This window comes from Streptomyces sp. NBC_00038, from assembly GCF_026343635.1.
Lineage (GTDB): Bacteria > Actinomycetota > Actinomycetes > Streptomycetales > Streptomycetaceae > Streptomyces.
This window is the reverse complement of sequence record NZ_JAPELQ010000002.1, coordinates 141,113-165,263: the sequence shown is the minus strand read 5'-3', so window position 1 is coordinate 165,263 and position 24,151 is coordinate 141,113. Positions and strand designations below refer to the sequence as shown.

Annotated in this window: 20 protein-coding genes and 2 pseudogenes; 13 read left to right on the top strand and 9 right to left on the bottom strand. The window is 69.2% G+C overall.

The annotated features are described in order from the left end of the window. Nucleotides 1–7: 7 nt before the first annotated feature. Together OG219_RS43875 and OG219_RS43870 are read right to left on the bottom strand one after the other, a co-directional pair. Nucleotides 8–919, bottom strand: a complete 912-nt coding sequence (locus tag OG219_RS43875) for a LysR family transcriptional regulator (protein WP_266837920.1) — start codon at nt 917–919, stop codon at nt 8–10. 176 nt (nt 920–1,095) lie between these two features. Beyond that, nucleotides 1,096–1,710 carry a TetR/AcrR family transcriptional regulator gene (locus tag OG219_RS43870; protein ID WP_266837918.1) on the bottom strand — a complete coding sequence of 205 codons (615 nt, stop codon included), beginning with the start codon at nt 1,708–1,710 and terminating at the stop codon, nt 1,096–1,098. Nucleotides 1,711–2,051: 341 nt separating this feature from the next. On the opposite strand from OG219_RS43870, the gene OG219_RS43865 reads away from it, so the two are divergent. From OG219_RS43865 to OG219_RS43830, 8 genes are all read left to right on the top strand, one after another. Further along, nucleotides 2,052–3,398, top strand: a complete 1,347-nt coding sequence (locus OG219_RS43865) for an aminomethyl transferase family protein (RefSeq protein WP_266836695.1) — start codon at nt 2,052–2,054, stop codon at nt 3,396–3,398. A gap of 599 nt (nt 3,399–3,997) precedes the next feature. Further along, nucleotides 3,998–5,389 (top strand): TrkA family potassium uptake protein, encoded by a 1,392-nt coding sequence (locus tag OG219_RS43860; RefSeq protein ID WP_266836692.1) that lies wholly within the window; start codon nt 3,998–4,000, stop codon nt 5,387–5,389. A gap of 178 nt (nt 5,390–5,567) precedes the next feature. Then, a complete protein-coding gene (gene folP, locus OG219_RS43855) occupies nt 5,568–6,374 on the top strand; it encodes a dihydropteroate synthase (RefSeq protein WP_323183373.1) in 807 nt (268 codons plus the stop codon). Nucleotides 6,375–6,539: 165 nt separating this feature from the next. After that, nucleotides 6,540–7,883 (top strand): aminomethyl transferase family protein, encoded by a 1,344-nt coding sequence (locus OG219_RS43850; RefSeq protein ID WP_266836688.1) that lies wholly within the window; start codon nt 6,540–6,542, stop codon nt 7,881–7,883. Nucleotides 7,884–8,027: 144 nt separating this feature from the next. Further along, on the top strand, nt 8,028–8,900 hold the full coding sequence (locus OG219_RS43845; RefSeq protein WP_266836686.1) for a methylenetetrahydrofolate reductase: 873 nt from the start codon (nt 8,028–8,030) through the stop codon (nt 8,898–8,900). Beyond that, entirely contained in the window at nt 8,897–9,802 is a 906-nt protein-coding gene (gene purU, locus OG219_RS43840; protein WP_266836684.1) for a formyltetrahydrofolate deformylase, read from the top strand. The genes OG219_RS43845 and purU overlap by 4 nt, the downstream gene beginning before the upstream one ends. Nucleotides 9,803–10,005: 203 nt before the next feature. Beyond that, nucleotides 10,006–10,875, top strand: coding sequence for a bifunctional 5,10-methylenetetrahydrofolate dehydrogenase/5,10-methenyltetrahydrofolate cyclohydrolase (locus tag OG219_RS43835; RefSeq protein WP_266836682.1), 870 nt, complete (start codon nt 10,006–10,008; stop codon nt 10,873–10,875). 59 nt (nt 10,876–10,934) lie between these two features. Continuing rightward, nucleotides 10,935–11,975, top strand: a complete 1,041-nt coding sequence (locus OG219_RS43830) for a chorismate-binding protein (RefSeq protein ID WP_266836680.1) — start codon at nt 10,935–10,937, stop codon at nt 11,973–11,975. An 84-nt stretch (nt 11,976–12,059) separates the two neighbouring features. On the opposite strand, the gene OG219_RS43825 is transcribed toward OG219_RS43830, so the two are convergent. After that, the gene (locus tag OG219_RS43825; RefSeq protein WP_266836678.1) at nt 12,060–13,403 is read right to left on the bottom strand and encodes an aminomethyl transferase family protein; all 1,344 of its coding nucleotides are present in this window, start codon (nt 13,401–13,403) and stop codon (nt 12,060–12,062) included. 220 nt (nt 13,404–13,623) lie between these two features. On the opposite strand from OG219_RS43825, the gene OG219_RS43820 reads away from it, so the two are divergent. Next, nucleotides 13,624–14,550 carry a LacI family DNA-binding transcriptional regulator gene (locus tag OG219_RS43820; RefSeq protein WP_266836676.1) on the top strand — a complete coding sequence of 309 codons (927 nt, stop codon included), beginning with the start codon at nt 13,624–13,626 and terminating at the stop codon, nt 14,548–14,550. A 33-nt stretch (nt 14,551–14,583) separates the two neighbouring features. Here OG219_RS43820 and OG219_RS43815 read toward each other — a convergent pair whose 3' ends face one another. Continuing rightward, entirely contained in the window at nt 14,584–16,167 is a 1,584-nt protein-coding gene (locus tag OG219_RS43815) for an MFS transporter (RefSeq protein ID WP_266837913.1), read from the bottom strand. Nucleotides 16,168–16,409: 242 nt separating this feature from the next. On the opposite strand from OG219_RS43815, the gene OG219_RS43810 reads away from it, so the two are divergent. The 3 genes from OG219_RS43810 (at nt 16,410) to OG219_RS43800 (ending at nt 19,448) form a co-directional block, all read left to right on the top strand. Next, entirely contained in the window at nt 16,410–17,411 is a 1,002-nt protein-coding gene (locus tag OG219_RS43810; RefSeq protein ID WP_266836674.1) for an Lrp/AsnC family transcriptional regulator, read from the top strand. A gap of 201 nt (nt 17,412–17,612) precedes the next feature. Beyond that, entirely contained in the window at nt 17,613–18,968 is a 1,356-nt protein-coding gene (locus OG219_RS43805) for an aminomethyl transferase family protein (RefSeq protein ID WP_266836672.1), read from the top strand. A gap of 153 nt (nt 18,969–19,121) precedes the next feature. Further along, nucleotides 19,122–19,448: a hypothetical protein gene (locus OG219_RS43800; RefSeq protein WP_266836670.1), complete on the top strand. Its 327-nt coding sequence runs from the start codon at nt 19,122–19,124 to the stop codon at nt 19,446–19,448. A gap of 262 nt (nt 19,449–19,710) precedes the next feature. On the opposite strand, the gene OG219_RS43795 is transcribed toward OG219_RS43800, so the two are convergent. Next, entirely contained in the window at nt 19,711–20,730 is a 1,020-nt protein-coding gene (locus OG219_RS43795) for an aldo/keto reductase (RefSeq protein WP_266836668.1), read from the bottom strand. A 23-nt stretch (nt 20,731–20,753) separates the two neighbouring features. After that, complete coding sequence (locus OG219_RS43790) at nt 20,754–21,650, bottom strand: helix-turn-helix transcriptional regulator (RefSeq protein ID WP_266836666.1); 897 nt, start codon at nt 21,648–21,650, stop codon at nt 20,754–20,756. Nucleotides 21,651–21,874: 224 nt separating this feature from the next. Between OG219_RS43790 and OG219_RS48310 the strand changes: the two are divergent. Next, nucleotides 21,875–22,039: pseudogene (locus OG219_RS48310) on the top strand (hypothetical protein); the annotation flags it as partial. 246 nt (nt 22,040–22,285) lie between these two features. Here the strand turns inward: OG219_RS48310 and OG219_RS43785 are convergent. From OG219_RS43785 to OG219_RS43775, 3 genes and pseudogenes are all read right to left on the bottom strand, one after another. After that, nucleotides 22,286–22,429, bottom strand: a pseudogene (locus OG219_RS43785) (class I SAM-dependent methyltransferase); the annotation flags it as partial. A gap of 207 nt (nt 22,430–22,636) precedes the next feature. Next, nucleotides 22,637–23,575 carry a hypothetical protein gene (locus tag OG219_RS43780; RefSeq protein ID WP_266836664.1) on the bottom strand — a complete coding sequence of 313 codons (939 nt, stop codon included), beginning with the start codon at nt 23,573–23,575 and terminating at the stop codon, nt 22,637–22,639. A 22-nt stretch (nt 23,576–23,597) separates the two neighbouring features. Then, nucleotides 23,598–24,131, bottom strand: coding sequence for a MerR family transcriptional regulator (locus tag OG219_RS43775; RefSeq protein ID WP_323183372.1), 534 nt, complete (start codon nt 24,129–24,131; stop codon nt 23,598–23,600). Nucleotides 24,132–24,151 lie beyond the last annotated feature (20 nt).

Below are 24,151 nucleotides of genomic sequence, written 5' to 3'. Positions count from 1 at the left end.
CGCTTCCTCACCTTCCGATCGCGGGAATGGGGTTCTCCTTGAACCAGCGCGTGAGGAATTCGAGCAGGATGACGACCTTTCGCGGCACGGTCTGGCCGGGGCCGTAGATCGCGTACAGCGGGCGGTCGGGGATGGGGACTTCGGGGAGCTGGACCTGGAGTGCTCCGGAGAGCAGCTCCTCGTAGGCGGAGCGCTGGGGGAGGAGGGCGATGCCCCGGCCCTGGACGGCGGCTTTCTGCAGGGCGATGTACGAGTTCGAGGAGAACGCCACGTTGCGGATCTTGTGCAGGCTGGAGGTGGATCCGTGCCCGAGTCGCCACACGGGCTCGTTCACGTGCAGCAGGCAGTCATGTTCGGCCAGTTCGCCGGGATGGTCGAGGAAGCCGTGTCGTTTCACGTACCCCTCGGACGCGCACAGGGTAAAGGGGAGCGACGCGATCTTCCTGAGGTGGACCCGCGAGTCCCGCAGGTCCCGGGTGTGGAGGGCCACGTCGAAACCACCGTCCAGGAAGTCGTAGGTACGTTCCGACAGTCCTCCCAGTTCGAACCGCACGGCGATCTTGGGATGGGCGGCGGCGAAAGCGGCGATGGCGTCCCCGACGTCCAGGCTTCCGATCCACTTGGGGCAGACGACGCTCAGGGAGCCTTCCGCCCGGTCGTGCAGGTGCCCGATGAGAGCCTCCTCCGCCTCGACCTCGGCGAGGATGCGGGCGGCGAACTCGGAGTAGCGCAGACCCGGTTCGGTCAGGCTGATGGAGCGGGACGTGCGATTGACGAGGTGGACACCGAGCTGCCGCTCCAGTTCCGCCACATGGCGTGAGACGAGGGAGCCGGACGAGCTCAGGGCTCGGGCGGCTCCGCTGAAACTGCCGAGTTGCGCGACGGTGACGAAGCTGCGCATCAGAAGCATGCGGTCCATGAAGTCCTCCAGCCGGCCACGGCTCGGGCGTCCCTCCGGCCGTGTGGACATGGGGTACAAGGTGCGCGAGCACCTACTCAACTAGAACGATCTAGTTCGATCCGCTTCGACGGTAACAGAGGTGCTCGGCTTCTTGCGAGAGTCGCGAATGCCCTGGGCGGTGAGTGATTACGTGGTTACGACGCGTTGCCGCGCGATGTCGTCGCGCCGTGCAGGAACACCCGGACCGCATCGGAGATGCTCTCCCGGACCTCGTCGTCGCCGGGCTTGTGCGGGGAGTTCGTCAGCAGCCGCATCTGGGCGTCGCCCAGCATGGCCTGGTACAGCTGTGCCGCGGCGCGGACGGGGTCGGTCACGTCGATCTCACCGGTGTCGCGGGCCTGACGCAGGTACTTGGCCAGAACGCCCTGGCCGGCGGAGGGGCCGTGTTCGAAGAAGGCGCGGCCGACCTCCGGCATGCGTTCGGCTTCAGCAGTGACCAGGCGGTGCAGGGCGATGGCCTGCGGGGTGAGGACCAGGGCGGCGAAGTGCCCGCCGAGGGCCGTGAGTGTGGCGGCGAGATCGGCGTCGGGTGGGGTGAAGGTGTGCACGGGCTTGGACCATTCGTCGCAGAGGGCTTCCACCGCGGCCTGGAACAGCTCGGCCTTGTCGGCGAAGTGGCGGTACAGCGTCGCCTTCGAGCCGCCGACCTCCGCGAGGACGTCCTCCATGGTGACGCCTGAGTAACCCCGGGCGATGAACAGCTCACCCGCGGCGCTCAGGATCAGTTTCCGCCGGTCCGCCGCCCTCATCCTCTGCACGGTCGACATCGTATAAGCCGCTTCCTGTGCAGGCGGGCACGCTTGTTCCCGGCTGGCTTCGACTGTCCGCGCAACGTCTCTTGTGTATCCGCGCGACCGAACAGTACTGTACCGTACAGTACCGCTGACGGCTGGGGCATATCCCAGCCCATGCCGCATGCGTACGTCGAGCCGAAGACGTTCACCGAACGGACACCCACCCGGCCGCGCCGACACCCGGCAGCATCTGCCCGAGCGCCGGCCAGGGTGCCTCCGCACCCCCCTTTCCCACCCGCTGTTGAAGCACCCGCAGCCGCGTCGGCATGACATGCCGACAGGACATGGAGGAAGCAATGGCACACCTTGACGATCAGATACGCGCTGCCGGAGGCCCGCTGGGGCTGATGCGCGGCGGCCGGTCGGGGGCGTATCCCTTCCCGATCCGGGCCGAGTTCACCAACTGGCGTGACGAGCAGGAGAGTTGGCGCAAGACCGCAGCGCTGATGGACCTCTCCCACCACATGACCGACATCACGGTGGAGGGCCCCGACTGCTACCGCCTCCTATCGGAGCTCGGCGCGAACAGCTTCGCGGGCTTCGGGCCGATGCAGGCCAAGCAGTTCATCGCGGTCAACCACGACGGCTACCAGATCGGCGACTGCATCCTGTTCTGCCTCGCCGACAACCTGGTCCGCCTCGTCGGACGTCCGCCGGCCCTCAACTGGGTGCAGTTCCATGCCGAGACCGGCGGCTACGACGTCACCCTGCGCCGTGACGAGCGCACCGCGCAGAACCCGAACGGCCGCGAGTTCTACCGACTCCAGCTGCAGGGCCCCCACGCGGCCCGCATCTTCGAGGAGGTCAACGGCGGCCCCATGCCGGACATCCCCTTCTTCAGCATGGACCGCTTCCACGTCGGCAAGTACGAGGTCACCGCCCTCAACCACCGTATGTCGGGCTTCCCCGGCCTGGAGTTCTTCGGGCCGTACGCCGACATCGAAGGCATCCGCGACACGCTCCTTGAGGCGGGCGAGCCCTACGGGATGCGCCAGGTCGGCGGCCGCGCCTACGCCTCGGTGGCCACGGAGTCGGGATGGATCGCGTCCACCGTGCCCGCGGTCTACTCGGGCGAGAGCATGCGGCCGTACCGTGAGTGGCTCGGCGCGCGCACCTTCGAGGCGAACCTCTCCGTCGGCGGCAGCTTCGCCCCGGACCAGGTGGACGACTACTACGTCACGCCCTACGACCTCGGCTACGGCCATGTCCTCAAGTTCGACCACGACTTCATCGGCCGCGAGGCCCTGGAGGGGATGCGTGGGCGCAAGCACCGCAAGAAGGCGTGGCTGTCCTGGCACCGCGACGACGTGGCCCGCGTCTTCGCGAGCATGTACGAGCAGGGTGACCGGCGCTTCAAGTACATCGACACGCCGGCCGCGTTCTACTCGGCCTCGCAGTTCGACCGCGTCGAGAGCGACGGCCGGCTGATCGGGGTGTCGACCCTGTGCAGCTACTCGTCCAACGTCCGCGGCTGGATCTCCGTCTGCATGATCGACGCGGACGAACTGGGCTACGGGCGCGAGGTCGACCTCATCTGGGGCGAACCGGACGGCGGCTCCGCCAACCCGACGGTCGAGCGCCACGCCCAGACCACCATCCGCGCCACCATCTCCCGCAGGCCCTTCGCGAGCGACAAGCGCTGACGGCATCCGTCACGGCGTGAGGTCCCCGCGCTCGTCTGCACGGGGGCCCACGGCCGTCACGTTGGTTCCACTATGCGGTGAACGCCATCGCCGCTGCGTGGGGAGTGTCGCAACCTTCCGGCTCGGGCTTGTCGGAGCGAGCCCCGGGGGGAGCGCTGTGCCGCGAACCTGGCCGCGCCGCTTCGGCGTGCCCGCGCTGGGGCGCGCCGTCTGCGTGGTCCCTACGGAGTGGATCGGCCTGGTGCCCACGGCCCGTGACTCCGCCTCCGTACTCGTACAGGCACTGATCGATGCTGCCGGTCGTGTCTGCATCCCGGCCGCCTGGAACAGGTACCCGTCGGAGCGTTCCTGGCGGACACCTGCTCAACGTCCTGTTCGGCCCGCAACGTTAGCTTTCGCCCGGTGCGCGTCCTACGCCCTTACCATCGCCCTACCGCAGGAGTGACCGAACAACCTCGCCCCGGCAGCAGCCCGTGCCCTCATTACCGCCTGCGACCGGCGGACACCGCGACCGGCACACCGACGCGACTCGCGACCGGCTCCAGTACGGCGAGGCTCTCTCCCATGCCCTCTCACGGCAGGACGCCAGGACCGTGACCATGAACTCGGCACGCCTCACAACCACCCATCACTTCGTCGTGATCGGCGAGACCCATCTCGCCGGCCGCGTGTGCGCCACGCTGCACACCGGCCCGCACACGATCGAACACCTCGCGCGGCCCCGTGACGAGGACCTCCGCACCGCGATGGGCAGGCGGCCGAACGGCGTGGCCGTCCTCCTGCACGACGACGTGGCCGCGCTGCGCTACGCCCTCGCCGTCGCCCACCTCTCGCCCACGACACCGTTGGTCGTCACCGTCTTCGACCGCACCGTCGCCGACGAACTGAGCCGCCTGCTGCCGCAGTGCGAAGTCACCTCGCCCGCGGACTTGGTGGCGCCCTCGCTGGCCGGCCCGTGCCTGGACCCCGACGTTGTTGCGGTGCAGTGGCAGGGGGAACGGATCCGAGCCGTCCGCGAGAACCGGGACACCTTGTGCACCGAGGACTGGCACGGAAAGCCGCGGCCGCGGTGGCGGCACCGGGCGGGCTGGGCCCTGCGCCAACTGCGGCCGCACGACGCGGGCACCCGCCTGCTCATCGTGGGCATGCTCGCCGTGCTCGCCGTCCTGGCCGGTGACTGGGCTTGGCTGGTCGGGCACGGTCACCCTCCGGCGGAGGCGTTCTTCGACGCGGCGCGGGTGGTCGCGGGCGTCGGCCCGGCGGTGGCTCCCGCCGACGCCCACGGATACCAGGTGCTGTCGGCCCTCGCGATGCTGGGCACCGTCGCCTTCACCGCGCTGTTCACCGCCGGGGTGGTGGAGCGGATGCTCGGCCCCAGACTGATCGGCCTGGTCGGACCGCGGACGTTGCCGCGCTCCGGCCACGTCATCGTGGTCGGCATGGGGCAGGTGGGCATGCGGCTCTGCGTCGAACTGCGGCGCCTGGGCGTTCCCGTCGTCGGCGTCGAACGTGACCCGCAAACCTCCACGGCGCGACTGGCGCGCAGCCTGGGGGTGCCCGTCATGACCGGCAACGGCGGCGACCGCCACATGCTGGAGCGACTGCGTCTGCGGCACGCCCGCGCCCTCGCCGCTGTAGGGTCCGACGACCTCGACAACATCGCCGTCGCCATCGCCGCGCACGGGGTCGCCGCACACACCCGCGTGCTCATCAGGGCAGGTGAACACGAGGCCATCGCCGAGACCCGCTCCCTGCTGCCCATGGGGACCGTCAGGGACGTCACCGGCATGGCGGCCGCCTACGTCGTCGCCCGCCTCCTGGGAGAGCCGGTGGTCGGCGTGGTCGCGCACCAGGAACACGTCTACCTGCACAGTCCCGACGGCAGCTTCCCCCGCAGTGCGCCGCCGGACGAGGCCCGCTGCACGCATCCGCCCACTCGGTTCGCGGACACCGTACGGCTGCTTCCGAAGGCTGTGTCATCCGAGGGCTAGAACGATTAAGCTCCGCCATGTAACATCCCGGACAGATCGATTTAGCATTCCTTTTCCGCGGCGGGACGCGGGATCTAGGAGGTTGTCGCTGATGCCAACCATGGAAAGCCCCGCCCTCGGGCGGCCGAGATCGCCCGCACCACCGGAAGGGCTGCCCCGGAGGGGCCGTTGCCTGGTGATGGGCATCCTGAATGTCACGCCTGACTCCTTCTCCGACGGTGGCGTGTACGCGGACACGCGACACGCGATCGACCGCGGGCTGGAGCTCGCCGCCCAGGGCGCGGACATCGTCGACGTGGGCGGCGAGTCCACCCGGCCGGGAGCGCGCCCGGTGTGCCTCGACGAGGAACTGGCGCGGACCGTGCCGGTGGTGCGTGAACTCGCCCGTGCCGGGGTGTGCGTGAGCATCGACACCATGCACGCGCCCGTGGCCCGCGCCGCGGTCGAGGCGGGGGCGGGCCTCATCAACGATGTCAGTGGCGGCTTGGCCGACCGGGGTATGGCGCGGGCCGTCGCCGCAGCCGGCGTTCCGTACGTCGCCATGCACTGGCGCGCCCCCAGCCGCGAGATGGACCGCCGTGCCGACTACGGCGACGTCGTGGCCGAGGTCATGACCGAACTCGGTGCTTGCCTTTGGCGGTTGGCGGAGGCGGGGGTCGATCCGGCCCGCATCGTCCTCGACCCGGGGCTCGGCTTCGCCAAACGTCCCGAGCATGACTGGGCTCTCCTGGCCGGGCTGGAGAGGCTGCGGACGCTGGGTTACCCCTTGCTGATCGGCGCGTCGAGGAAGCGGTTCATCGGGGCGGCCCTCGTGGAGCGGGGTGCCGGTGAGGTACCTCCCGCGGAACGTGACGCGGCGACGGCCGCCGTCTCCGCGCTCGCCGCCGTCGGCGGCGCCTTCTGCGTTCGTGTGCACGACGTCCGCACGAGCCTCGACGCGGTACGCATGGCGGCCGCCTACGTCGAGAGCGTCGATCGCACGTAATGATTGCGAAACCTGAGCTTCGCCCCAGCGGGGTCACCCTGCTAGCTTTCGCTAGATCGTTTTAGTTCGCCGATTCGCCGACATCTCAGGGATGTTGGCGCACCACTGGCATCAACTAGATCGATCTAGCTTTCACGGGACAGACAGCTACGAAAAGGAGCCGACATGGCAACCCCTTCCCTCCAGGACGGCATCGACAAGGCCGGCTCGCCGATGCAGCTGCTGTGGCAGCCCGGCGCCAAGCCGTGGACCCCGGAGGTCGTCGAGCCGGAATACAGCGGCTGGCGTCAGGAGCAGGCCGCGTGGCACGAGGGCGTGGCTCTGCTCAACCTCTCGCACCACATGTTCGACATGTGGATCGAAGGGCCGGACGCGACGCGGGTGTTGGCCGACCACGGTGTCAACAACTTCGAGAAGTTCGCGATCGGGCAGGCCAAGCAGTACGTGCCGGTCACCCGCCACGGCCACATCGTCACCGACGGGATCCTCGCCCGCGAGGGCGAGAACAAGTACCTGCTCAGCGGGATCCCGGCCGCACAGCACTGGGTGCAGTACCACGCGGAGAAGGGCGGCTACGACGTCGGCTTCGTCACCGACCCCTCCTCCGCCTTCCGGCCCGGCGGCGGTGACCCGAAGCTGTTCCGCTACCAGATCCAGGGCCCCCTGGCCGCGGAGCTCGTCGAGCGTGCCTTCGGCGGGCCCCTGCCGGAGACCAAGTTCTTCCACTCCACCGCGGTCACCCTCGACGGTCGCCCCCTCCGTGCCCTGCGCCACGGCATGGCCGGCCAGGCCGGCTTCGAGTTCATCGGCCCCTGGGAGCACGCCGCGTACGTCCACGAAACGTTCCTCAAGGTCGGCGAGCCGCTCGGCCTGATCCAGGTCGGCGCCCTCGCCTACGCCACGCCCAGCGTGGAGAGCGGCTGGATCCCCTCGCCGGTGCCCGGCATCTACACCGACCCCGAACTGCTCGACTACCGGCGGCACTTGGCCCTGTTCGGCATCGAGGGCAAGCGCCCGCTGAACGGCAGCTACTTCTCCGAGAACATCGAGGACTACTACGTCTCCCCGTACGAACTCGGCTACGGGAAGATGATCTCCTTCAACCACGACTTCGTGGGCCGCGACGCCCTGGAGAAGGCCAAGGGCGAGATACGCCGCACCAAGGTCACCCTCGTCCTCGACCCCGACGACGTACGCACGGTCATCGGCGAGGGCCAGGACCCCGGCTTCGTGCTCAGCTACGCCCGCCACCGGGTCGAGACCGCCGCCGGTCTGGTCGGCGTCACGATGCAGAGCGCGTCGATCGACCCGGTGGGGACCGTGCTGGCGCAGACCCTGATCGACTCCGAGCACGCCGTCGCGGGCACCGAGGTGACGGTGGTCTGGGGCGAGCACCCCGGTTCCGGTACGGACCCCGAGGCCGACCTCGGCTTCCCCCGTATCCGTGCCACCGTCCAGCCCTCCCCGTTCAACGAGCACGCGCGCACCTTCTACCGCCGCGACCGCTGACGCCACCACCCGCACGAAACCGCTTGGCCCCACGTGCCGTGCGACGCGACCCCGCGTCGCCGGCCCGTCCTCCTCCGGGCCCGGCGGTGTTTCGGGGGCCTGAAGGACGCAGCCCTCGCAGACGAGAAAGAGAGAGGAAAGACGATGAATCCCGCGAGCACGGCACGAACAGCGGTCGGCACATCGCTCCTTGAGGACTTCTCCCTGGAGATGACCGGCAAGGACATCCCCAAGCTGGAAGAAGCCCGCGACACCATTCCCCAGGGCACCCGTATCAACGTCACCTTCCTCGGCAACGAGGACCTGGAGATGCGCCTGGCGGCGGCCCGCGCGGTCAAACGGCTCGGCTTCGTGCCCGTGCCGCACATATCCGCCCGCCGCCTCGGCTCGCGCGACGACTTCGAGCGGTTCCTGGCCGGTCTGCACGCGGACGGCACGTCCGACAACGTGTTCCTCATCGGGGGAGATCCGGCACACCCCGAGGGCCCCTACGACGACGCCCTGTCCCTGATCGACACGGGGCTCCTGCAGGAGTACGGCGTTCAGCACGTCGGCATCACCGGATACCCCGAAGGCCACCCGGAGATCGATGGCGACACACTCTGGTCCGCACTGCGGGACAAGCACCTGGCGCTCACAGCCCAGCCCCTGGAGGGCGGTGTCATCACGCAGTTCGGGTTCGACGTCGACCCGGTGCTCACCTGGGTGGAAGGTGTCCGCGGCCGGGGCATCGGCCTCCCGATCAGGATCGGGGTGCCCGGCCCGGCCGGAGTGCGCCGCCTCATGTCGTACGCGGCTCGCTTCGGCGTCGGGACCAGCGCGTCCGTCGTCAGGAAATACGGGTTCTCGATCACGAACCTGATGGGCACCGCGGGTCCCGACCGTTTCCTGCGCGACCTCGCCGCGGCCTACGACCCCGCCCGCCACGGCGAGTTGAAGATCCACTTCTATACGTTCGGCGGGCTCAAGGCCACCTCCGACTGGGCCGCCCGTTTCCGGAAGGAAAGCCTCGCATGACCCTCACCCAAGACGCCCCGGCCCGCACCGCCACGGGCAAGCCCCCTGCCCAGCAGGCGTCGCTGATCGTGCAGGGTGCCGACGCCACGGGCATCGTCGCGGCTGTGACGTCGGTCCTCAGCGATCACGGCGCGAACATCGTCTCCCTTGACCAGTACTCGGACAACCCGCAGGGTGGCGCCTTCTTCCAGCGGACCGTCTTCGGCCTCGACGCTCTCCGGGCAGCGCTGCCGGCGCTGCGGGCCGACCTCGACAAGCGCCTGGTGGACGTGTTCGGCCTCAACTACACGCTGCGGGACATGTCGGTGCCCAAGCGGGTCGCGATCTTTGCCTCGAAGTCCGACCACTGTCTGCTCGACCTGCTGTGGCGCCACCGGCAGGGCCAACTCCCCGTCACCGTCTCCATGGTGATCTCCAATCACCCCGACGTGGCCGAGGAAGTACGCAGCTTCGGCATCCCCTTCTTCCATGTCCCCTGTCAGGGCGCCGACAAGTCCGCCGCCGAGGCCGAACACCTGCGGCTGCTGAAGGGCAACGTCGACTTCGTCGTCCTCGCCCGCTACATGCAGATCCTCTCCGGCGACTTCATCGAGAACGTCGGCGTACCGGTCATCAACATCCACCACTCCTTCCTGCCGGCCTTCATCGGCGCCGGTCCCTATGCGAAGGCCAAGGAGCGGGGCGTGAAGCTGGTGGGAGCCACCGCCCACTACGTCACGGAGGACCTGGACGAGGGCCCGATCATCGAACAGGACGTCGTCCGCGTCACCCACGCCCACTCCTCGACCGACCTCACCCGCCGCGGCGCCGACGTGGAACGCGCCGTGCTCTCCCGCGCCGTGCTGTGGCACGCCGAGGACCGGGTCATCCGCGACGGCAACCACACCATCGTCTTCGCCTGACGGAGGACTGCTCTCCGGCACGCAAACCGCCCGGTGCAGGGACAGGTCTTGTCGTGCGCCACCCCTGTGACCGTGCCGCCTGGTTGCGACGACCAGCGGCCGGTCCCGTCATGGCGCCGTACAGCCGCGGTCACGCCGACCGCACGCAGCACACCTCTCACCCGGGCGAATCGTTCCTCACGACAAGAAAGCGGTTCGCCACCATGACAACCACGATCGACGGCACCAGGATCGCCCAGCGGATCCGCGCACAGGTCGCCGAGGAGGTCGCCGTGGCCTTGGCCACGGGTTCGGGGAGAATCCCCGGCCTCGCGACCATCCTCGTCGGCGACGACCCGGCCAGCGCCGTGTACGTCGCGGCGAAACGGCGCGCCATCAAGGAAGCCGGAATGCACGACTTCCATCGCCATCTGCCCGAGCACGCGACCCATGACGACGTGGCCGCCGTCATCGACGAATTGGCTGCCGAGCCGGGGGTCTCCGGCATCCTGCTCCAACTCCCGCTGCCCCGGCACCTGGACGCGGCCGCGCTGATCGACCGTATCCCCGTCACCAAGGACGTCGACGGCCTCACCACCGCCAGCCTCGGCCTCCTCGCCCGCGGCGAGCCGGGGCTGCGCCCCTGCACGCCCAGCGGAGTCATCGAACTGCTCGACGCCGAGCGTGTTCCCCTCCAGGGCGCCCGCGTCGCCGTCGTGGGCTGGGGCGAACTCGTCGGGAAACCCCTGACTCAGCTGCTGCTGCGGCGCGGGGCAACCGTGTCCGTGGCCCACGAGTTCACCACCGACCTCGCGGCGGTCACCCGACCCGCCGACATCGTCGTGGTCGCCACCGGCGTGCGCGGGCTCATCGGCCCCGAACACGTCAGTCCCGGAGCGGTCGTCATCGACGTCGGTATCCACCGAACACCCTCGGGACTGACCGGCGACGTCCGCTCCGCCGAACTCGACGGCATCGCCGACCGCATCACCCCCGTCCCCGGCGGCGTGGGCCCCATGACCATCGCCATGCTCATGGTCAACACCCTGCGCGCCGCCCAATGGGACGCCGAACGCGAGGCAGTTGCGGCGTAGCCGCTTCCTTCCAGGAGCACCTCTGTTCTGCCGATACCGCACCACACAGGAGGCGCGGCATGGACCAACTCCCTCCCATGGCCCTGCTCGGCGGACACGTCGCCACCGGTCTCGCCGACGTCACCAGCGATCCCTCGGCCCTGGAGTCCGAGGGCTTCTGGGCCGTGGCGGCCGACTTCGAGGGCCGCCTGACCTGCGCCCGCTTCCGCGACGTACGGCGGACCGAAGACCGCCACGTCCCCACGGCCCCGTGGCGCGGACCCCGAGCCGACGCATGGACCACCTCGCTCGACCGCATCGCGTACACGAGCGGAGTGCGCCGCATCCGCGAGCACATCGCCGCAGGTGAGGTCTACCAGGCCAACCTCTGCCGGGTCCTGTCCGCTCCCATCGACGAGGGCGCCGACGTCGAGGCACTGGCCGGACTGCTGGCACGGCACAATCCGGCGCCGTACGCCGGAGTCATCCGTACCCCGCGCCACGGCGTGGAGGTGGCCACCGCCTCCCCGGAACTCTTCCTCCGCCGCGACGGCGGAAAGGTCACCTCGGGCCCCATCAAGGGAACCGGCCGCACCGAGGCGGACCTGCTGGAGAAGGACCACGCGGAGAACGTGATGATCGTCGACCTGGTCCGCAACGACCTCGGCCGTGTCTGCGTCCCGGGTTCCGTGAACGTGCCCGACCTGTGCGCGGTGGAGAAGCACCCGGGACTCGTCCACCTCGTGTCCACGGTGTCGGGGCGACTGCGCGACGGCGTGGGGTGGCCCGAGCTGCTGGCGGCGACGTTCCCGCCGGGATCGGTCACCGGGGCACCCAAGGAGAGCGCCCTGCGGATCATCGGGGCCCTGGAGACCTCACCTCGCGGGCCGTACTGCGGGGGAATCGGCTGGGTCGACGCCGACCGCGGCTGCGGTGAACTGGCGGTCGGCATCCGCACGTTCTGGATCGACCGAGCCGAGGGGCTGCTGAAGTTCGGTACGGGAGCGGGCATCACCTGGGGCTCGGAGCCGGAGCGTGAGTGGCAGGAAACCGAGCTGAAGGCGCGTCGGCTGCTGGCCATCGCGTCAGCGGACGTTTCCGCAGACCGCTGCGACGCCTGACGGATGGCGATGCCCGCAGGGGCGCGGCCCGCGCACTGGGGGGAGGCAGCGAGCGGGCCGCGCACTGGGGGAGTGGCTTGTGGCTCAGGCGTTGCGGCGGTAGCGCCGACGGGCGTGATCGTCGTACGGCGCCGGATGGACGGTCGCGCGGACGCGGGGGAAGCCGAGGTCGGCGTCGGCCGGGGTGCCCGGTCCGGGGTGCCGGCCCCAGACCACGGACACCTCGGTCCCTGGCGCCGCGAACTCGCTGTCCACCAGGGCGAGTGAGAGGAGCGTGCCCACGTGGTCGACCGGATCGGTCTGGAAGGTGACGCCGGCCGGCTCACCGGAGGCGGTCTCCACGCGGTTGCGGGCATAGCTGTGCACATAGCCGGGGTCCTCGCCGCCCCCGATGACCCTGCGCACGTCCTCGGCGTCGAAGACCAGGGTCACCCGGGTCCGCGTGATCTCCTCCTTCGCCTTGAGCAGGGCGTCCCGGCCGATGAAGTCGTGGCGGAAGGAGATGGACCTGCCGTAGCCCAGCTCGTAGGGCGAGGTGTAGTAGTCCTCGATCCGCTCCGAATAGAAGCTGCCGTGCAGGGGGTTCTGGCCCTCGTACGTGAACAGACCGACGTAGGCGCGGTAGTCGGCGAGCTCCGGGTCGGTGTAGATCGCGGGTGTCGGGGTGGGGATCCAGCCGCTGCCCATGCTGGCGGTGGGGTAGGCCAGCGCGCCCACACGGACCAGGCCGAGCGGCTCACCGGCAGCCATGAGGGAGTCCCGCACCAGGGCGGCGTCCTGCCAGTCGCCGATGAACTCGTACCCCGCCTGACCCGCCATGCCGTGCCGCAGCGCCCGGAAACGTGCGTGGCGGAGGGCCACCGGCGCCGAGTGGAAGAACTTGACCTCGGGCAGGGGGCCGCCGAAGGCGTTCTCGACGAGCTCCGCGGCCAGTGGGCCCTGGACCTGGTAGCGGAAGAGCCGGGCGTCGCGGCCCTGACGCCAGCGGGCTTCGGGGTCGGTGACGAACGCGACGTCGTAACCGCCCTTCTCCGCGTGGTACTTGACCCAGTTCTGCGCGGCGGGAATGCCACTGAGGACGAAGCCGGCCTCGGCCGTGCGCATGAGGATGCCGTCCGTGACGATGTTGCCGTCGCCTGCCACCGGCACGAACTGCTTGGCCTGGCCGATCTCGAAGCGCGCGTAGTCGTTGGCGCTCACCGACTCCAGCAGGCGGACGGCGTCGGGCCCTTCGATGAAGGTGTCGGACATGTGATGGGAGAGATCCAGAAAGGCCACGCCCGAACGCCAGGCGGCCTGCTCCCGGCGCCACCCCGCGTACTCGTCATCGAGGCCCTCCGGCAGCCACGGCTCGGCATCGGGCTTCCACAGCAGTTCGACGGCGGATCCCGCCCGGTCGATACCGTCCTGAAGACTCGGTGCCGCCATGGGGCATCGCTCCTCTCGCATGCTTCACGTCGACGAGCCTGCGTCCCGGCAAGCTGAATCGATCTAGTGACAGATATGGAGTGGGTAGAGGCAGGAACTGGAACGATCTAGTCGCGTAGGCTAGCCCTCTGCGCTTAATCGTTCTAGAGGTCGGACGCCATTTTCTTGGCACCGTTCGCGAGCGGGGGCGCCCAGTCCGTCGGAGAAGGAGTGTGCCGGTATGGGCCGTTCTGGCCGGGTGACGTTGAGCGACGTGGCCAAGGTGTCCGGCGTGTCGCGGGCGACGGTGAGCTTCGTGCTGAACGACGACCCTCGGCAGACGATCTCCGCGGCGACCCGGGAGCGGGTTCTGGCGGCTGCGGGCGACCTGGGCTACGTCCCGCACGGCATCGCCCGCGCCCTGCGCGAGGGGTCTTCGCGCATCGTCGTGCTCAACGTGGACTGGGGCATGGAGGGCAACTTCTCCCGCAGCTACGTCCGGGGCCTGGACGAGGAACTCGCCGAGCACGACCACGTTCTTCTCGTCCGGCACGGGCACTCGGCGCCGGAGGCCACGCAGAAGATCCTCGACGCGATCGTGCCGCGGGCGGTGTTCCGGCTCGGCGAGGTCTACATGCAGGGACACGCGCCGAGCGAGGAGGACTGGGAGAACGGGTTCGCCGCCAACGCCGCCCTGCAGATCGGCTACCTCGCCGAACGCGGGCACACCCGCATCGCGATGGCCATGCCGGACCACGACTTCCCTCTCACCGAGGCCCGCCTCGGATTCGCCCGGGAGGCCGCCCGGCGGCTCGGGCTCCCGCCCCTGGAACTCCTCGTCGTGCCGCGGCCACGGGAGGTCGGCGCTGCCGCCGTCGAGACGTTTCTGGCGGCGCACCCGGACGTGACCGCCCTGGCCGCCTTCGACGACGACATCGCGCTTCGCAGCCTGACAGCCCTGCGCGACCTCGGGGTGCACGTGCCCGAGGACGTGGCGGTGATGGGCTTCGACGAAATCGAGTACGGCTCGCTGTCCACGCCGGCGCTCACCACCGTGCACATCGACGCCGAGATCCTCGGACGGATCGCCGCCCGAAGCGCCCTCGGCATCGACACTGAGGGACTGGCCCCCGTGCCCGGCCGGATCGTGGCCCGCGCGTCGGCGTAACCGTCGTGCGGGCTCGTCATCGAGCGGTGTCCGCTACGCCTGTTCCGTGAGGGCTGCGCCCTGGCGTGCTCCGACGACCTCGGGAGTGGTGGTCGGGGAGCCTGCCACCTCGCCCGGCCCGGTTCCGCTTCCGCCGCCGACCGGGTTCCGCCGTGGCCGGGGCAGCAGCAGGAGCGCGCACACCGCGGCCAGGAGGGTCAGTGCCGCCGCCACCAGCAGGCACAGGCGCATGCCGTCGATCATGGAGGCGCTCAGGGCACCGTAGACGCGCCCGGAAGCGGCACCGAGGTTCATCTCCGCGACCGCGCTCAGGCCGTCAGCCCGGGCTGTCTCGGTGATGCCCGCGCGCTGGGCCTGCGTCAGCCCGGCGGTGGCGAGGTGGCCGGGAAGCGCGTCGAGGGCCCGTGCGGTCAGCAGGACGCCCAGCACGGCCGGTCCCAGGGCGCTGCCGACCTGCCGAAAGGCGTTGTTGCCGGCCGCTGCCATACCGGCCTGCCGAGGCGGCACGGAGGCGACGGCCACGGCTGTCATCGGCGTGATCACGCAGCCCATGCCCAGTCCCAGGACGACCAGTCGCCAAGTGACGTCGGCGAAGGGGGTGTCGGCGTCGAGACTCGTCATCAGCAGCAGCGAGGCGGTGACCACGAGGAGACCACCGGCGATCATCACCCGCGGAGACACCCGGTGCATCAGACGCCCCGCGAAACCGCTGACAACCATCGCGGCCAGGGGTATGACGAAGAGCCGGCAGGCGGCCTGGAGCGTGGTGAGCTGCTGCACCGACCCCTGGTAAAGACTGAAGACGAAGAAGAAGCCGATCAGTGCGAGAAAGCTGATCATGGCGATCAGCGCGGTGGCGGTGAACCCGGGACTGCGGAACAGCGTCACATCCAGCATCGCGTCGGCGCTACGACGTTCGACCAGGACGAAGGCGATCAGGCTCGCCACGCCCACCATCAGCGCGGCGACCACCGGGGTGTCCGAGAACGAGCCGGCACCTCCTTCGATCACGCCGTACACCAGAGCGGTGATCGCCACCGCTGCCGTGATCTGGCCGGGCCAGTCGAGTCGGCGTCCCTGCACGGAAGGAGTCGCGGGCAGCAGCCATACGGCGACCACCAGGGAGACAAGCGCAACGGGGACGGGCACCAGGTAGATCCACCGCCAGCTCGCGTGCTGGAGAATCCCGCCGGCGATGAGGGGACCCGCGGACAGCGCGGCCAACAGCGACATCGCCCAGAACCCGATGAACCGGGCCCGCTCTCGGTAGTCCGAGGCGGTCTGGCTGATCAGGGCGAGAGTGGTGGGCAGCAGTGCGGCCGACCCCAGGCCGGCGAGGGCCTGCCCCGCCCACAGGACCTCTACGGACATGGCGGTCAGGGAGACACCGGCTCCGACGGCACACAGCGCCAGCCCCGCCAGGAACACCTTCCTGCGGCCGTGCGCGTCCCCGAAGACACCCGCGGTCAGGATCAGCGCGGCCATGGGCAGGACGAAGGCGTCCTGGACCCACGAGAGCTCGGCGGTCGAGGCGTCCAGCGCCTGCTGGATGGCGGGAAGGCTGACGGACACCATCGTGACCGGCAGATAGGCGATGAACACACCCATGCAGGCCATCACGAGCGTGATGACCCGATGGCGGGACGGACCCTTCACCTCAGGGGTGGGGTTCAACGGAAGATCTCCCTCGTGGCGCTGAGTGCGCCGTTCGTCATCGTTCGTCATCGGCAGAAGGCGGCGGGCACGGAGCCCTGCCGCACCCGCATCAGTGTGGTTCCGGGCGGGCCACGTACATGCATCGAAGGCATCCAATGGCGATAAACCCGCAGCGGAATCCCAGACTGTGTGACGATTCCCGCATGCTGGATTCCATTGACAGGAAAATCCTCCACTCCCTTCGGTGCGCGCCCCGGATCTCCTTCCGGCGTCTTGGTGAGCTGGCCGACGTATCGGAACAGACAGCGGCCCGCCGGTATCAGGCCCTGTACCGCAGAGGTGTGGTGCGGGTGGCCGGTCTCGTCGATCCCGCCGTGTACGGGCGGGCCCAGTGGGTGGCCCGCATTCGCTGCCGACCGGATCGCGTGGGCCCGCTGGCCGACTCCCTCGCCCGTCGGCCGGACATCGCCTTTGCCGCCCTGGCGTCCGGGGGGTCGGAGATCATCTGCATCATCAGCTCGCCCGTGGACCTGCAGCGTGACGACGTTCTACTGCGCCAGCTGCCCAAGTCGACCTCCGTGCTCGACGTCAGGATCGATCTCCTGCTCCACCCCTTCGGAGGTCCCGGCAACGCGGACTGGACCGGATACGGCGACGCGCTCACCCCCGCGCAGGTCGAAGAACTGCTGGGCGAGCAGCCTTCGGAGCGCGCGAGCCGTCTGCTGCAGCCCACGGACGAGGACCGCCCGATGCTGGACGCCCTCGCCGAGGACGGCCGCGCGACACACACTGGGCTCGCGGAGATCACCGGCTGGTCCAAGGCCCGCGTAGCGCGCCGCCTGGCGGTACTCGAAGAGGCCGGCACGCTCACCTATGCCGTGGATCTGCTGCCGGAACGGCTTGGTTTCCACCTCAACGCCACCTTGTGGCTGCGGGTCGCCCCGGCCTTCCTGGAGCGCGTCGGCGAGGAACTGGCGGGCCACCGGGAGGTCGCCTTCGCCGGCGCCACCAGCGGCCCGCACAACGTGATGGCCATCGTGGTCTGCCGTACGCCGGAGGACTTCTACGGCTACCTCACGACGCGCGTGGCCGCCATCCCCGGCATCGACGCCTACGAGGTCAGCATCAGGGTCCGCCGCCTGAAACAAGCCGCTTCACTGATCGCCCACGGCCGCCTCGTACGCTCCGCCACCCCGTGGAAATGATCTCTGTCGCGGCTGTCGCCGCCGCCGAAATCCTCTGCTACGGTCCCGCTTAACCGATCTAGTTGCCGCTTCGTGACCGGACGAACGAAGAAGCAACCGCATGACGCAGACGGTTTTGATCCTTTCGCCCTCACCCGTGTCCCCATGCCTGGCCAGGGCGGAAGTCGAAAGAGCCCATGAGCAGGAGGATCACCCGTGGACATGGCCGAGGTGCAACGAAGCACGTACGAAGCGGTCCAGCGGTCGAAGGACGCCCCCTTCATCGCCCAGCGGCCGGCGCTCTTCAGCCCGGCCGCGGCGGCCCAGGACGAGAGCAACGCCATGGGCGGATTCGGCCACTTCGCCCAGACCCTGCTGCCTCTCGAATACACGAACTGGATCGAGGAGTGCGCCGCGCACGTCACCTCCTGCTACCTCGGCGACTGGTCCAGCCTGCACAAGGTCGTCGTCAGAGGACGGGAGGCGCTGGACTTCCTCGCCTGGCTGGGCATGAGGGACCTGTCACGCTTCGAGCACGGGCAGATCAAGCACCACGTCCAGCTCGACGAGAACGGCTGGGTGGCCTCCGAGGGCATCGTGTGCCGCCTCGACGAGGAGGAGTTCCTGTACACGGCGGGCAGCGGGGACTGGCTGATGTGGCAGCTGGGTCAGGGGAGTTGGGACGCGGAGGTGCAGGACGTCAGCCCCGACCGCTTCATCTTCGGCATCCAGGGCCCGGCGGCCTTGGACACGCTGGAGAAGCTGACGGGCGAGAGCCTGCGCGACATCGCCTTCAGCCGCAGCCGCATGTCCCGGATCGACGGCATCCCCGTGCGGGTCCTGCGTACGGGCATCTCGGGAGAACTCGGCTACGAACTGCACGGCCCCGCCGGACACGCCAACGAGATCTGGTCGGCCACCGTCGAGACCGGCGGGCAGTTCGGGATCCGCCAGTTGGGCCTCAGGTCCCAGCCGGTCCAGCACATCGAGGCGGGTATCGCCACGAACGGTCTCGACTACCTGCCCGCGTCCATCCTCACGCCCGGCGCGCCGACGCAGTTCAGGAGGGGAACGCCCGGCGGCAGCTTCGTACCGGAGAACGGCATCACGGACTACTTCCGCAAGCCGGCCGAGCTCGGCTGGGGCTTCCGCAAGGGCGTCCCCGACAGGGACTTCCTGGGCCGCGACGCGCTGGCCTCCGACGCCGCCAAGGGCGAGCCGCAGCGGACGCTCACCGGCCTGCGCTGGAACGCCGAGGACATCGCCGCCATCCTCACCGCGCCCTTCGGCCCGGGTGACGTGCCCGACCCGATGGAACTCCCGCGCGGCCGTGGCCCCGTCTTCGACCAGATCCTCGTCGGCGGACAGCGCGTGGGCGTCTCCACGGGCCGCACGGTGAGTGTGAACCTTCGGTCGACCATCTCCCTCTGCGTGCTCGATCAGGCCTACGCGGCGCCGGGGACCGACCTGGTGGTGCTGTGGGGCAGGCCGGGGACCGCGCAGCGGGAGATCAGGGCCACGGTGACCGAGCTGCCCTTCAAGCCGGACCGGCGGCGAACCGACGTGTCCACGCTGTGACGCTCGAGCAGTGCGCTCCGCGGACGGGACGGCGGCCCGTGTGACAGCGGGCCTCGGTTCACGTACATACCGCTGCCGCGGGCACCAAGTAGGAGGGCTACGCCCGCAGACGGGGCCCGGACGGTAGCGGTCACGGCGCGTACCTCGCTCTGTGTGACCCCGTACCGTTCGCGGAACGCACGACTGAAGTCGCTTGAAGTCGCTGGCGCTGGTGAACCCGAAGGCGAACGCGATCTCGGCGACCGTACGACCGCGGCTCCGCTCCAGCTCGGCGTAACACCGCGCCAGCAGCAGAGACTTGATGTAACCCCAGATCGTCTCACCGCGCTCTGCGAAGACATCCTGCAGCGTTCGCAAGGGGACGCGCAGATCCTCGGCCATGACGGCCGGGCGCAGGTCGGAATCACCGATCCGGTGGTCGATGTACGCGCGGCGTTGGCGAGCAGTCCCACCTGCAGGGCGGCCCAGTCGACCGCCTGATACGGCTGCAAACAGGCGGGGGCGAATGCGTAGCCGGCCTGGTATTCCTTGCCGCTGCCGCCCGTGGTGGGGTCGGCAGCGGCAAGCATGGCGGCGTCGGCGTTGCTGAGCGCCACCGCGTGCGCGCGCACCACGATCTGACGGGGACCGGGACCTCCGTGTGGCCGCTGGCCTGGCCGGTGCGTCAGGATGCCGGAGGTGCCTGCCGTGGTCGCGTAAGGCGGTGCGGCTGGCCCGGCGTGACCGGCCACTTTGGGGCGCGTCAGCGGCGTCGCTGGTCGGCGCGCAGGTCGAAGTCGCCGTAGCTGTTGTCGACCGGGTTGACCGTGACGCCGGGTGCGACGATCTCGTCGATGACGTCGAGCACGTCGGACGACAGCGTGACGTCGGCGGCGGGCAGGAACGTCTCCAGTTGGTCCATGGTCCGCGGTCCGATGATCGCCGAGGTGACGCCGGGGTGGTTGATGACGAAGGCGACGGCCAGTTCGATCAGCGTGAGGCCCGCTTTCTCCGCCAGTAGCGCGAGCTGTTCGACGGCGTCGAGCTTGCGCTGGTTGGCGGGGGTGCTCATGTCGAAGCGGGCCTGCGGGCGTGCCGCGGAGGCGGGACCCTCGGTGGCGTTCTTGCGGTAGCGGCCGGAGAGCCAGCCGCCGGAGAGCGGGCTGTAGGTGAGGGTGCCCATGCCGTGGCGGCGCACGGTAGGCAGGACGTCCTCCTCGATGCCGCGGACCAGGATGGAGTACGGCGGCTGCTCCGTCACGAACCGTTCCAGGTGGCGCTCCCGCGAGGTCCACTGGGCCTCGACGATCTGGGAGCCGGAGTAGGACGAGGAGCCGATGTAGCGGATCTTGCCCTGGTGCACGAGGTCGGAGAGGGCGCCGAGGGTCTCGGCGACGTCCGTGTCGGGACTGGGGCGGTGGACCTGGTACAGGTCGATGTGATCGGTGCCGAGCCGACGCAGGGAGTTCTCGACCTCGCGGATGATCCAGCGCCGTGAGCCGCCTCGCTGGTTGGGGTCTTCCTGGTCCATCGGCATGAAGAACTTGGTCGCCAGGAAAACGGCCTCGCGGCGGTCCTTGAGGGCCTTGCCGACGATCTCCTCCGAAACGCCGGCGGAGTACACGTCCGCGGTGTCGACGAAGTTGATGCCCGCGTCCAGGGCACGGTGGATGATCCGGATCGAGTCGGCCTCGTCCTCGTTACCCCAGGGGCCGAACATCATCGCACCCAGGCAGAGCGGGCTGACCTGGACACCGGTGCGGCCGAGCGGTCGGTACTGCATGAAGGGGATCTCCTTGGATGTGCTTAGTCGTTCGCGGTCGGGACGACGGTCCCGGTGCTCGCCCAACTGGCGAGGAGGCCCAGGGCCTCCCGCGCCGGGGAGTCCGGTTCGGGCGTGTAGAAGTTGAGGCGAAGACCGGGGTCGGCGGGCAGTTCCATCGCCTCGTAGGGCAGGGCGAGATCACCGACCAGCGGGTGGTGCAGGTTCTTCACTCCGGAACGGTGGAACTTCACGTCGTGGCGGGCCCATCGGCGGGCGAAGTCGCCGCTCTTGGTCGTCAGTTCCCCGATCAGATCGGTCAGCGCCTTGTCGTGGGGTGCCCGGCCCGTCTCGATGTGCAGGAACGCGACCGCATCGTCTGCGCCCTTGTCCCAGTCGACCCAGAAGTCTTTGCTCGCAGGGTCCAGGAACAGGAAGCGGGCGCTGTTGACCGGGCCACGCTGGGCGAACAGCGGCGAGTCGAAGACGGGAGCGTACAACGCCCTCCCCAGCGTGTTCGCGGCCAGGATGTCGAAGCGCGCGTTGCGCACGTACGCTGGCACATCGGTCATCGAGTCGAGCAGGCGCAAGATCGTGGGCCGCACCCGGGATGCCGTCACCGTGGGGCGCCTGCCCGACGGTGTCGCCGCGCGGGCCAGGTCGTACAGGTGAGTGCGCTCGGCCTCGTCCAGCTGCAGCGCGTGCGCAAGGGATTCCAGTACCGAGTCCGAGGCGCCGGAGAGGTTCCCGCGCTCAAGGCGTACGTAGTAGTCGACGCTCATGCCCGCGAGCAGCGCGACCTCCTCGCGGCGTAGGCCCGCAACACGCCGGTTGCCGCCGTAGACCGGCAGCCCGGCCTGCTCGGGGGTGATCCGGGCACGCCGGGTGCTCAGGAACTCGCGGACCTCGGCGGCCGCGCTCTTCTTGTCTGTGTCTGCCATGGTCGGATCCCTGAAATCGCTCCGCAGGTCATCGCGTCCCGGCGGGACGGTCCTGCTTTGACCTTCACCGTAAGTCCGTCGGAGTGGACCTGCGAGGTACTGGCAGTACCTGGAAGATCAGTGACTCCCACCCATGCGCATACGCGGCGTTTCCTTGAAAAGAGCCGAGGACCGGGTCGAACGCCGGTCCCTCACCCTGAGACGCAGAGCCTGGTCCGCCCGTCATCTACGAAGGTCACGGCGGGATCTTCCCGAACGGTGATCCGGGGATCGTCCTGCACTTGGAAGGCGAGGCGTACGTCGACGACTCCGCATCGAAGTACAAGCTGATCACCCCTCTGGACGCCCCGGTGGTTTCGCGTCAGGACACGGTGAGCGTCGTCAACGCTGCTGGTCCCGCAGCGGTCGGCCGTACGTGGCGCGTCCTTGACTTCGGGCAGACCTCAACCCTGCGTGGTCCGCACGACGTTCCTGGACCAGAACACCCAATCCAGCACTTCGGGCAGCACTTCGCGAGCACGCCGATCGACACGGAGGCGGAACGGGAGCCAATGCCACGAAGTTGGTGCTGCGGCCGCCAGTCTCTCGGCGATGACCATCGGATTCTGACTCGTCACGATCTGCCCGATCTTCGCGGCCTGTCCGGCGGCCGCGGGTACCGCCCAGATGGTGACGGCTATCCGTCCGCCGGGACGCGTCACGCGGCGCAGTTCCCTCAGAGCTTCCCGGGGCCGTCCGACTTGGTTGAGAACGAAGTTGCCGACCACAGCATCGAACTCGTGGTCACCCTTGCACGCAGAGTTTGGCAAAACACCACCACCGCGACAACAACCCCAGGTGTCGACGCCAACCCACACCTGATCAATGGCGGCCAGGATCAGGTACAGGCTTCCGGCATCGATCATCGGACGTCCGAAACCCGGCTGTGCTCCGCAGCCGAGTTGGGGTGTCGGTAGAACCGTGTCACCAGTCGCAAACAGCGGTGATCAGTCCACGCCTGCACTGGTTGGTGAGCAACTCCCCGTCTTTGAGCTGGTGTTCCTGGCCGTCGATGGGGATGGTTTCGGGGTGCCTGGGGCGGGCTCGGGTGCGGTTCGTGCCTGCTCGACGGCGTCGTACAGGGACTTAGAGTCGTCCGCGTGAAGCCTGATCACCTGTACGAGGCGGGGGGCGCCGAGGAACTTCGGCACGTTGAGCGGTTCCGTCAGTTCGAGGGTGATGGAGGTCTGCGAGCCGATCGGCATGTTCAGCTCGCTGTCCTTCTTGCTGTGGGTGAACAGCGTCTCGCGTCGGATGGAGGCAATCTGGTCGAGCGGCACGGGGAAGTCGACGTGGGCTGCCTGCCGGATGCGCAGGGTGCCGTCGACAAGGACGTGCGGTCGTGTGACGGAGGCCGCGTGCATGCCGAGGACGAAGAGGACGGTGTAGACGTCCACGACCAGGAAGAGGCTGTGAACGACGGGCCAGTCCGCGAGTAGGAACGACACGACGGCGGTCTCGATGACGCACGCGAACGTGAGGCCGTACATCATGGCGGCCTGGTCGCGGCCGTGTGTGAAGACCGCGTCGGCGCCGTTGACCCCGTGCTGACGGCGGGTGGCCCACCGGAGCAGGCTCGCCATGATCCGCAGTTCGTGCAGGACGAAGCGCAGTACGGGCTCGGGCGCGAGCTGCTTGAGCGCCTCCCGCCGGGACAATCCGTGCCGCCGCAGCCGTAGCCAGAGGTGTGCCTCGGTGCCGATGAGCGCCAGAAGGAGCAGCTTGCCGCCGAGCAGGACAGCACCTGGTATCTGCACTCCACTGATCAGACAGGCGGCGAGCACGAGCTGGGTGCCCAACGCGATGCTGCGCAGCTTCCGGAGCACCGGCCCGCGGACGGGGGCGGTGGTCCGGGACACAGACGGTTGGTGTTCCGGCGTCGTCATGACGGTCCTTCCTGTTCTTCGGTCACGAGTTCCATCGCACGGTGATGGCCGCTGACTGGGCGGGCGCCAGGTCTGCGAAGATGCCGTCCGCCAGGGCTCCGGCACTCCTGTCAGGGAAATGCGCTGCCAGGTCGTCGGGGAGGAAGGCGGCCAGTGCGGCCGCGGCACGGGCCACCTTCGGGTCGTCCGGCTCGGCGTCCGCGAGGGCATCCAGCAGGCCGTACACGTCGACCGCGTGCTGTTTCATTCCGTGGAGCGATGCCATGAGCCGGCCTCGATCCTCTTCAGGGACCACGGCGTCGAGCCGGCCTGCCAGTGCCTCGGCGAGCAGCGGGCCCAGCCGCGCCCGCTGCTCCCGCAGGAATGTCTCCTGCCGTGCGAGACCTTCGTCCGGTTCCTCCAGCACCTCCACCAGCTCTCGTACCTGGTCGTCCGCGAGGACGTCCCGCACCTCGTCGAGCTCGAGCTCGGGCTCGGGCAGCAGCCCGAGATGGTGGTGGTGCCGCACGGCCCGCGGGGTGACCCCGACGAGGGCGGCGATCTCGCCGATTCGCATGAGTGCAGTACAAACCATGA

Coding starts and splice junctions, on each gene's coding strand:
- OG219_RS43875 (WP_266837920.1), bottom strand. CDS start 919: ATGGACCGCATGCTTCTGATGCGCAGCTTCGTCACCGTCGCGCAACTC.
- OG219_RS43870 (WP_266837918.1), bottom strand. CDS start 1,710: ATGAGGGCGGCGGACCGGCGGAAACTGATCCTGAGCGCCGCGGGTGAG.
- OG219_RS43865 (WP_266836695.1), top strand. CDS start 2,052: ATGGCACACCTTGACGATCAGATACGCGCTGCCGGAGGCCCGCTGGGG.
- OG219_RS43860 (WP_266836692.1), top strand. CDS start 3,998: ATGAACTCGGCACGCCTCACAACCACCCATCACTTCGTCGTGATCGGC.
- folP (WP_323183373.1), top strand. CDS start 5,568: ATGGGCATCCTGAATGTCACGCCTGACTCCTTCTCCGACGGTGGCGTG.
- OG219_RS43850 (WP_266836688.1), top strand. CDS start 6,540: ATGGCAACCCCTTCCCTCCAGGACGGCATCGACAAGGCCGGCTCGCCG.
- OG219_RS43845 (WP_266836686.1), top strand. CDS start 8,028: ATGAATCCCGCGAGCACGGCACGAACAGCGGTCGGCACATCGCTCCTT.
- purU (WP_266836684.1), top strand. CDS start 8,897: ATGACCCTCACCCAAGACGCCCCGGCCCGCACCGCCACGGGCAAGCCC.
- OG219_RS43835 (WP_266836682.1), top strand. CDS start 10,006: ATGACAACCACGATCGACGGCACCAGGATCGCCCAGCGGATCCGCGCA.
- OG219_RS43830 (WP_266836680.1), top strand. CDS start 10,935: ATGGACCAACTCCCTCCCATGGCCCTGCTCGGCGGACACGTCGCCACC.
- OG219_RS43825 (WP_266836678.1), bottom strand. CDS start 13,403: ATGGCGGCACCGAGTCTTCAGGACGGTATCGACCGGGCGGGATCCGCC.
- OG219_RS43820 (WP_266836676.1), top strand. CDS start 13,624: ATGGGCCGTTCTGGCCGGGTGACGTTGAGCGACGTGGCCAAGGTGTCC.
- OG219_RS43815 (WP_266837913.1), bottom strand. CDS start 16,167: ATGGCCTGCATGGGTGTGTTCATCGCCTATCTGCCGGTCACGATGGTG.
- OG219_RS43810 (WP_266836674.1), top strand. CDS start 16,410: ATGCTGGATTCCATTGACAGGAAAATCCTCCACTCCCTTCGGTGCGCG.
- OG219_RS43805 (WP_266836672.1), top strand. CDS start 17,613: ATGGCCGAGGTGCAACGAAGCACGTACGAAGCGGTCCAGCGGTCGAAG.
- OG219_RS43795 (WP_266836668.1), bottom strand. CDS start 20,730: ATGCAGTACCGACCGCTCGGCCGCACCGGTGTCCAGGTCAGCCCGCTC.
- OG219_RS43790 (WP_266836666.1), bottom strand. CDS start 21,650: ATGGCAGACACAGACAAGAAGAGCGCGGCCGCCGAGGTCCGCGAGTTC.
- OG219_RS43780 (WP_266836664.1), bottom strand. CDS start 23,575: ATGACGACGCCGGAACACCAACCGTCTGTGTCCCGGACCACCGCCCCC.
- OG219_RS43775 (WP_323183372.1), bottom strand. CDS start 24,131: ATGCGAATCGGCGAGATCGCCGCCCTCGTCGGGGTCACCCCGCGGGCC.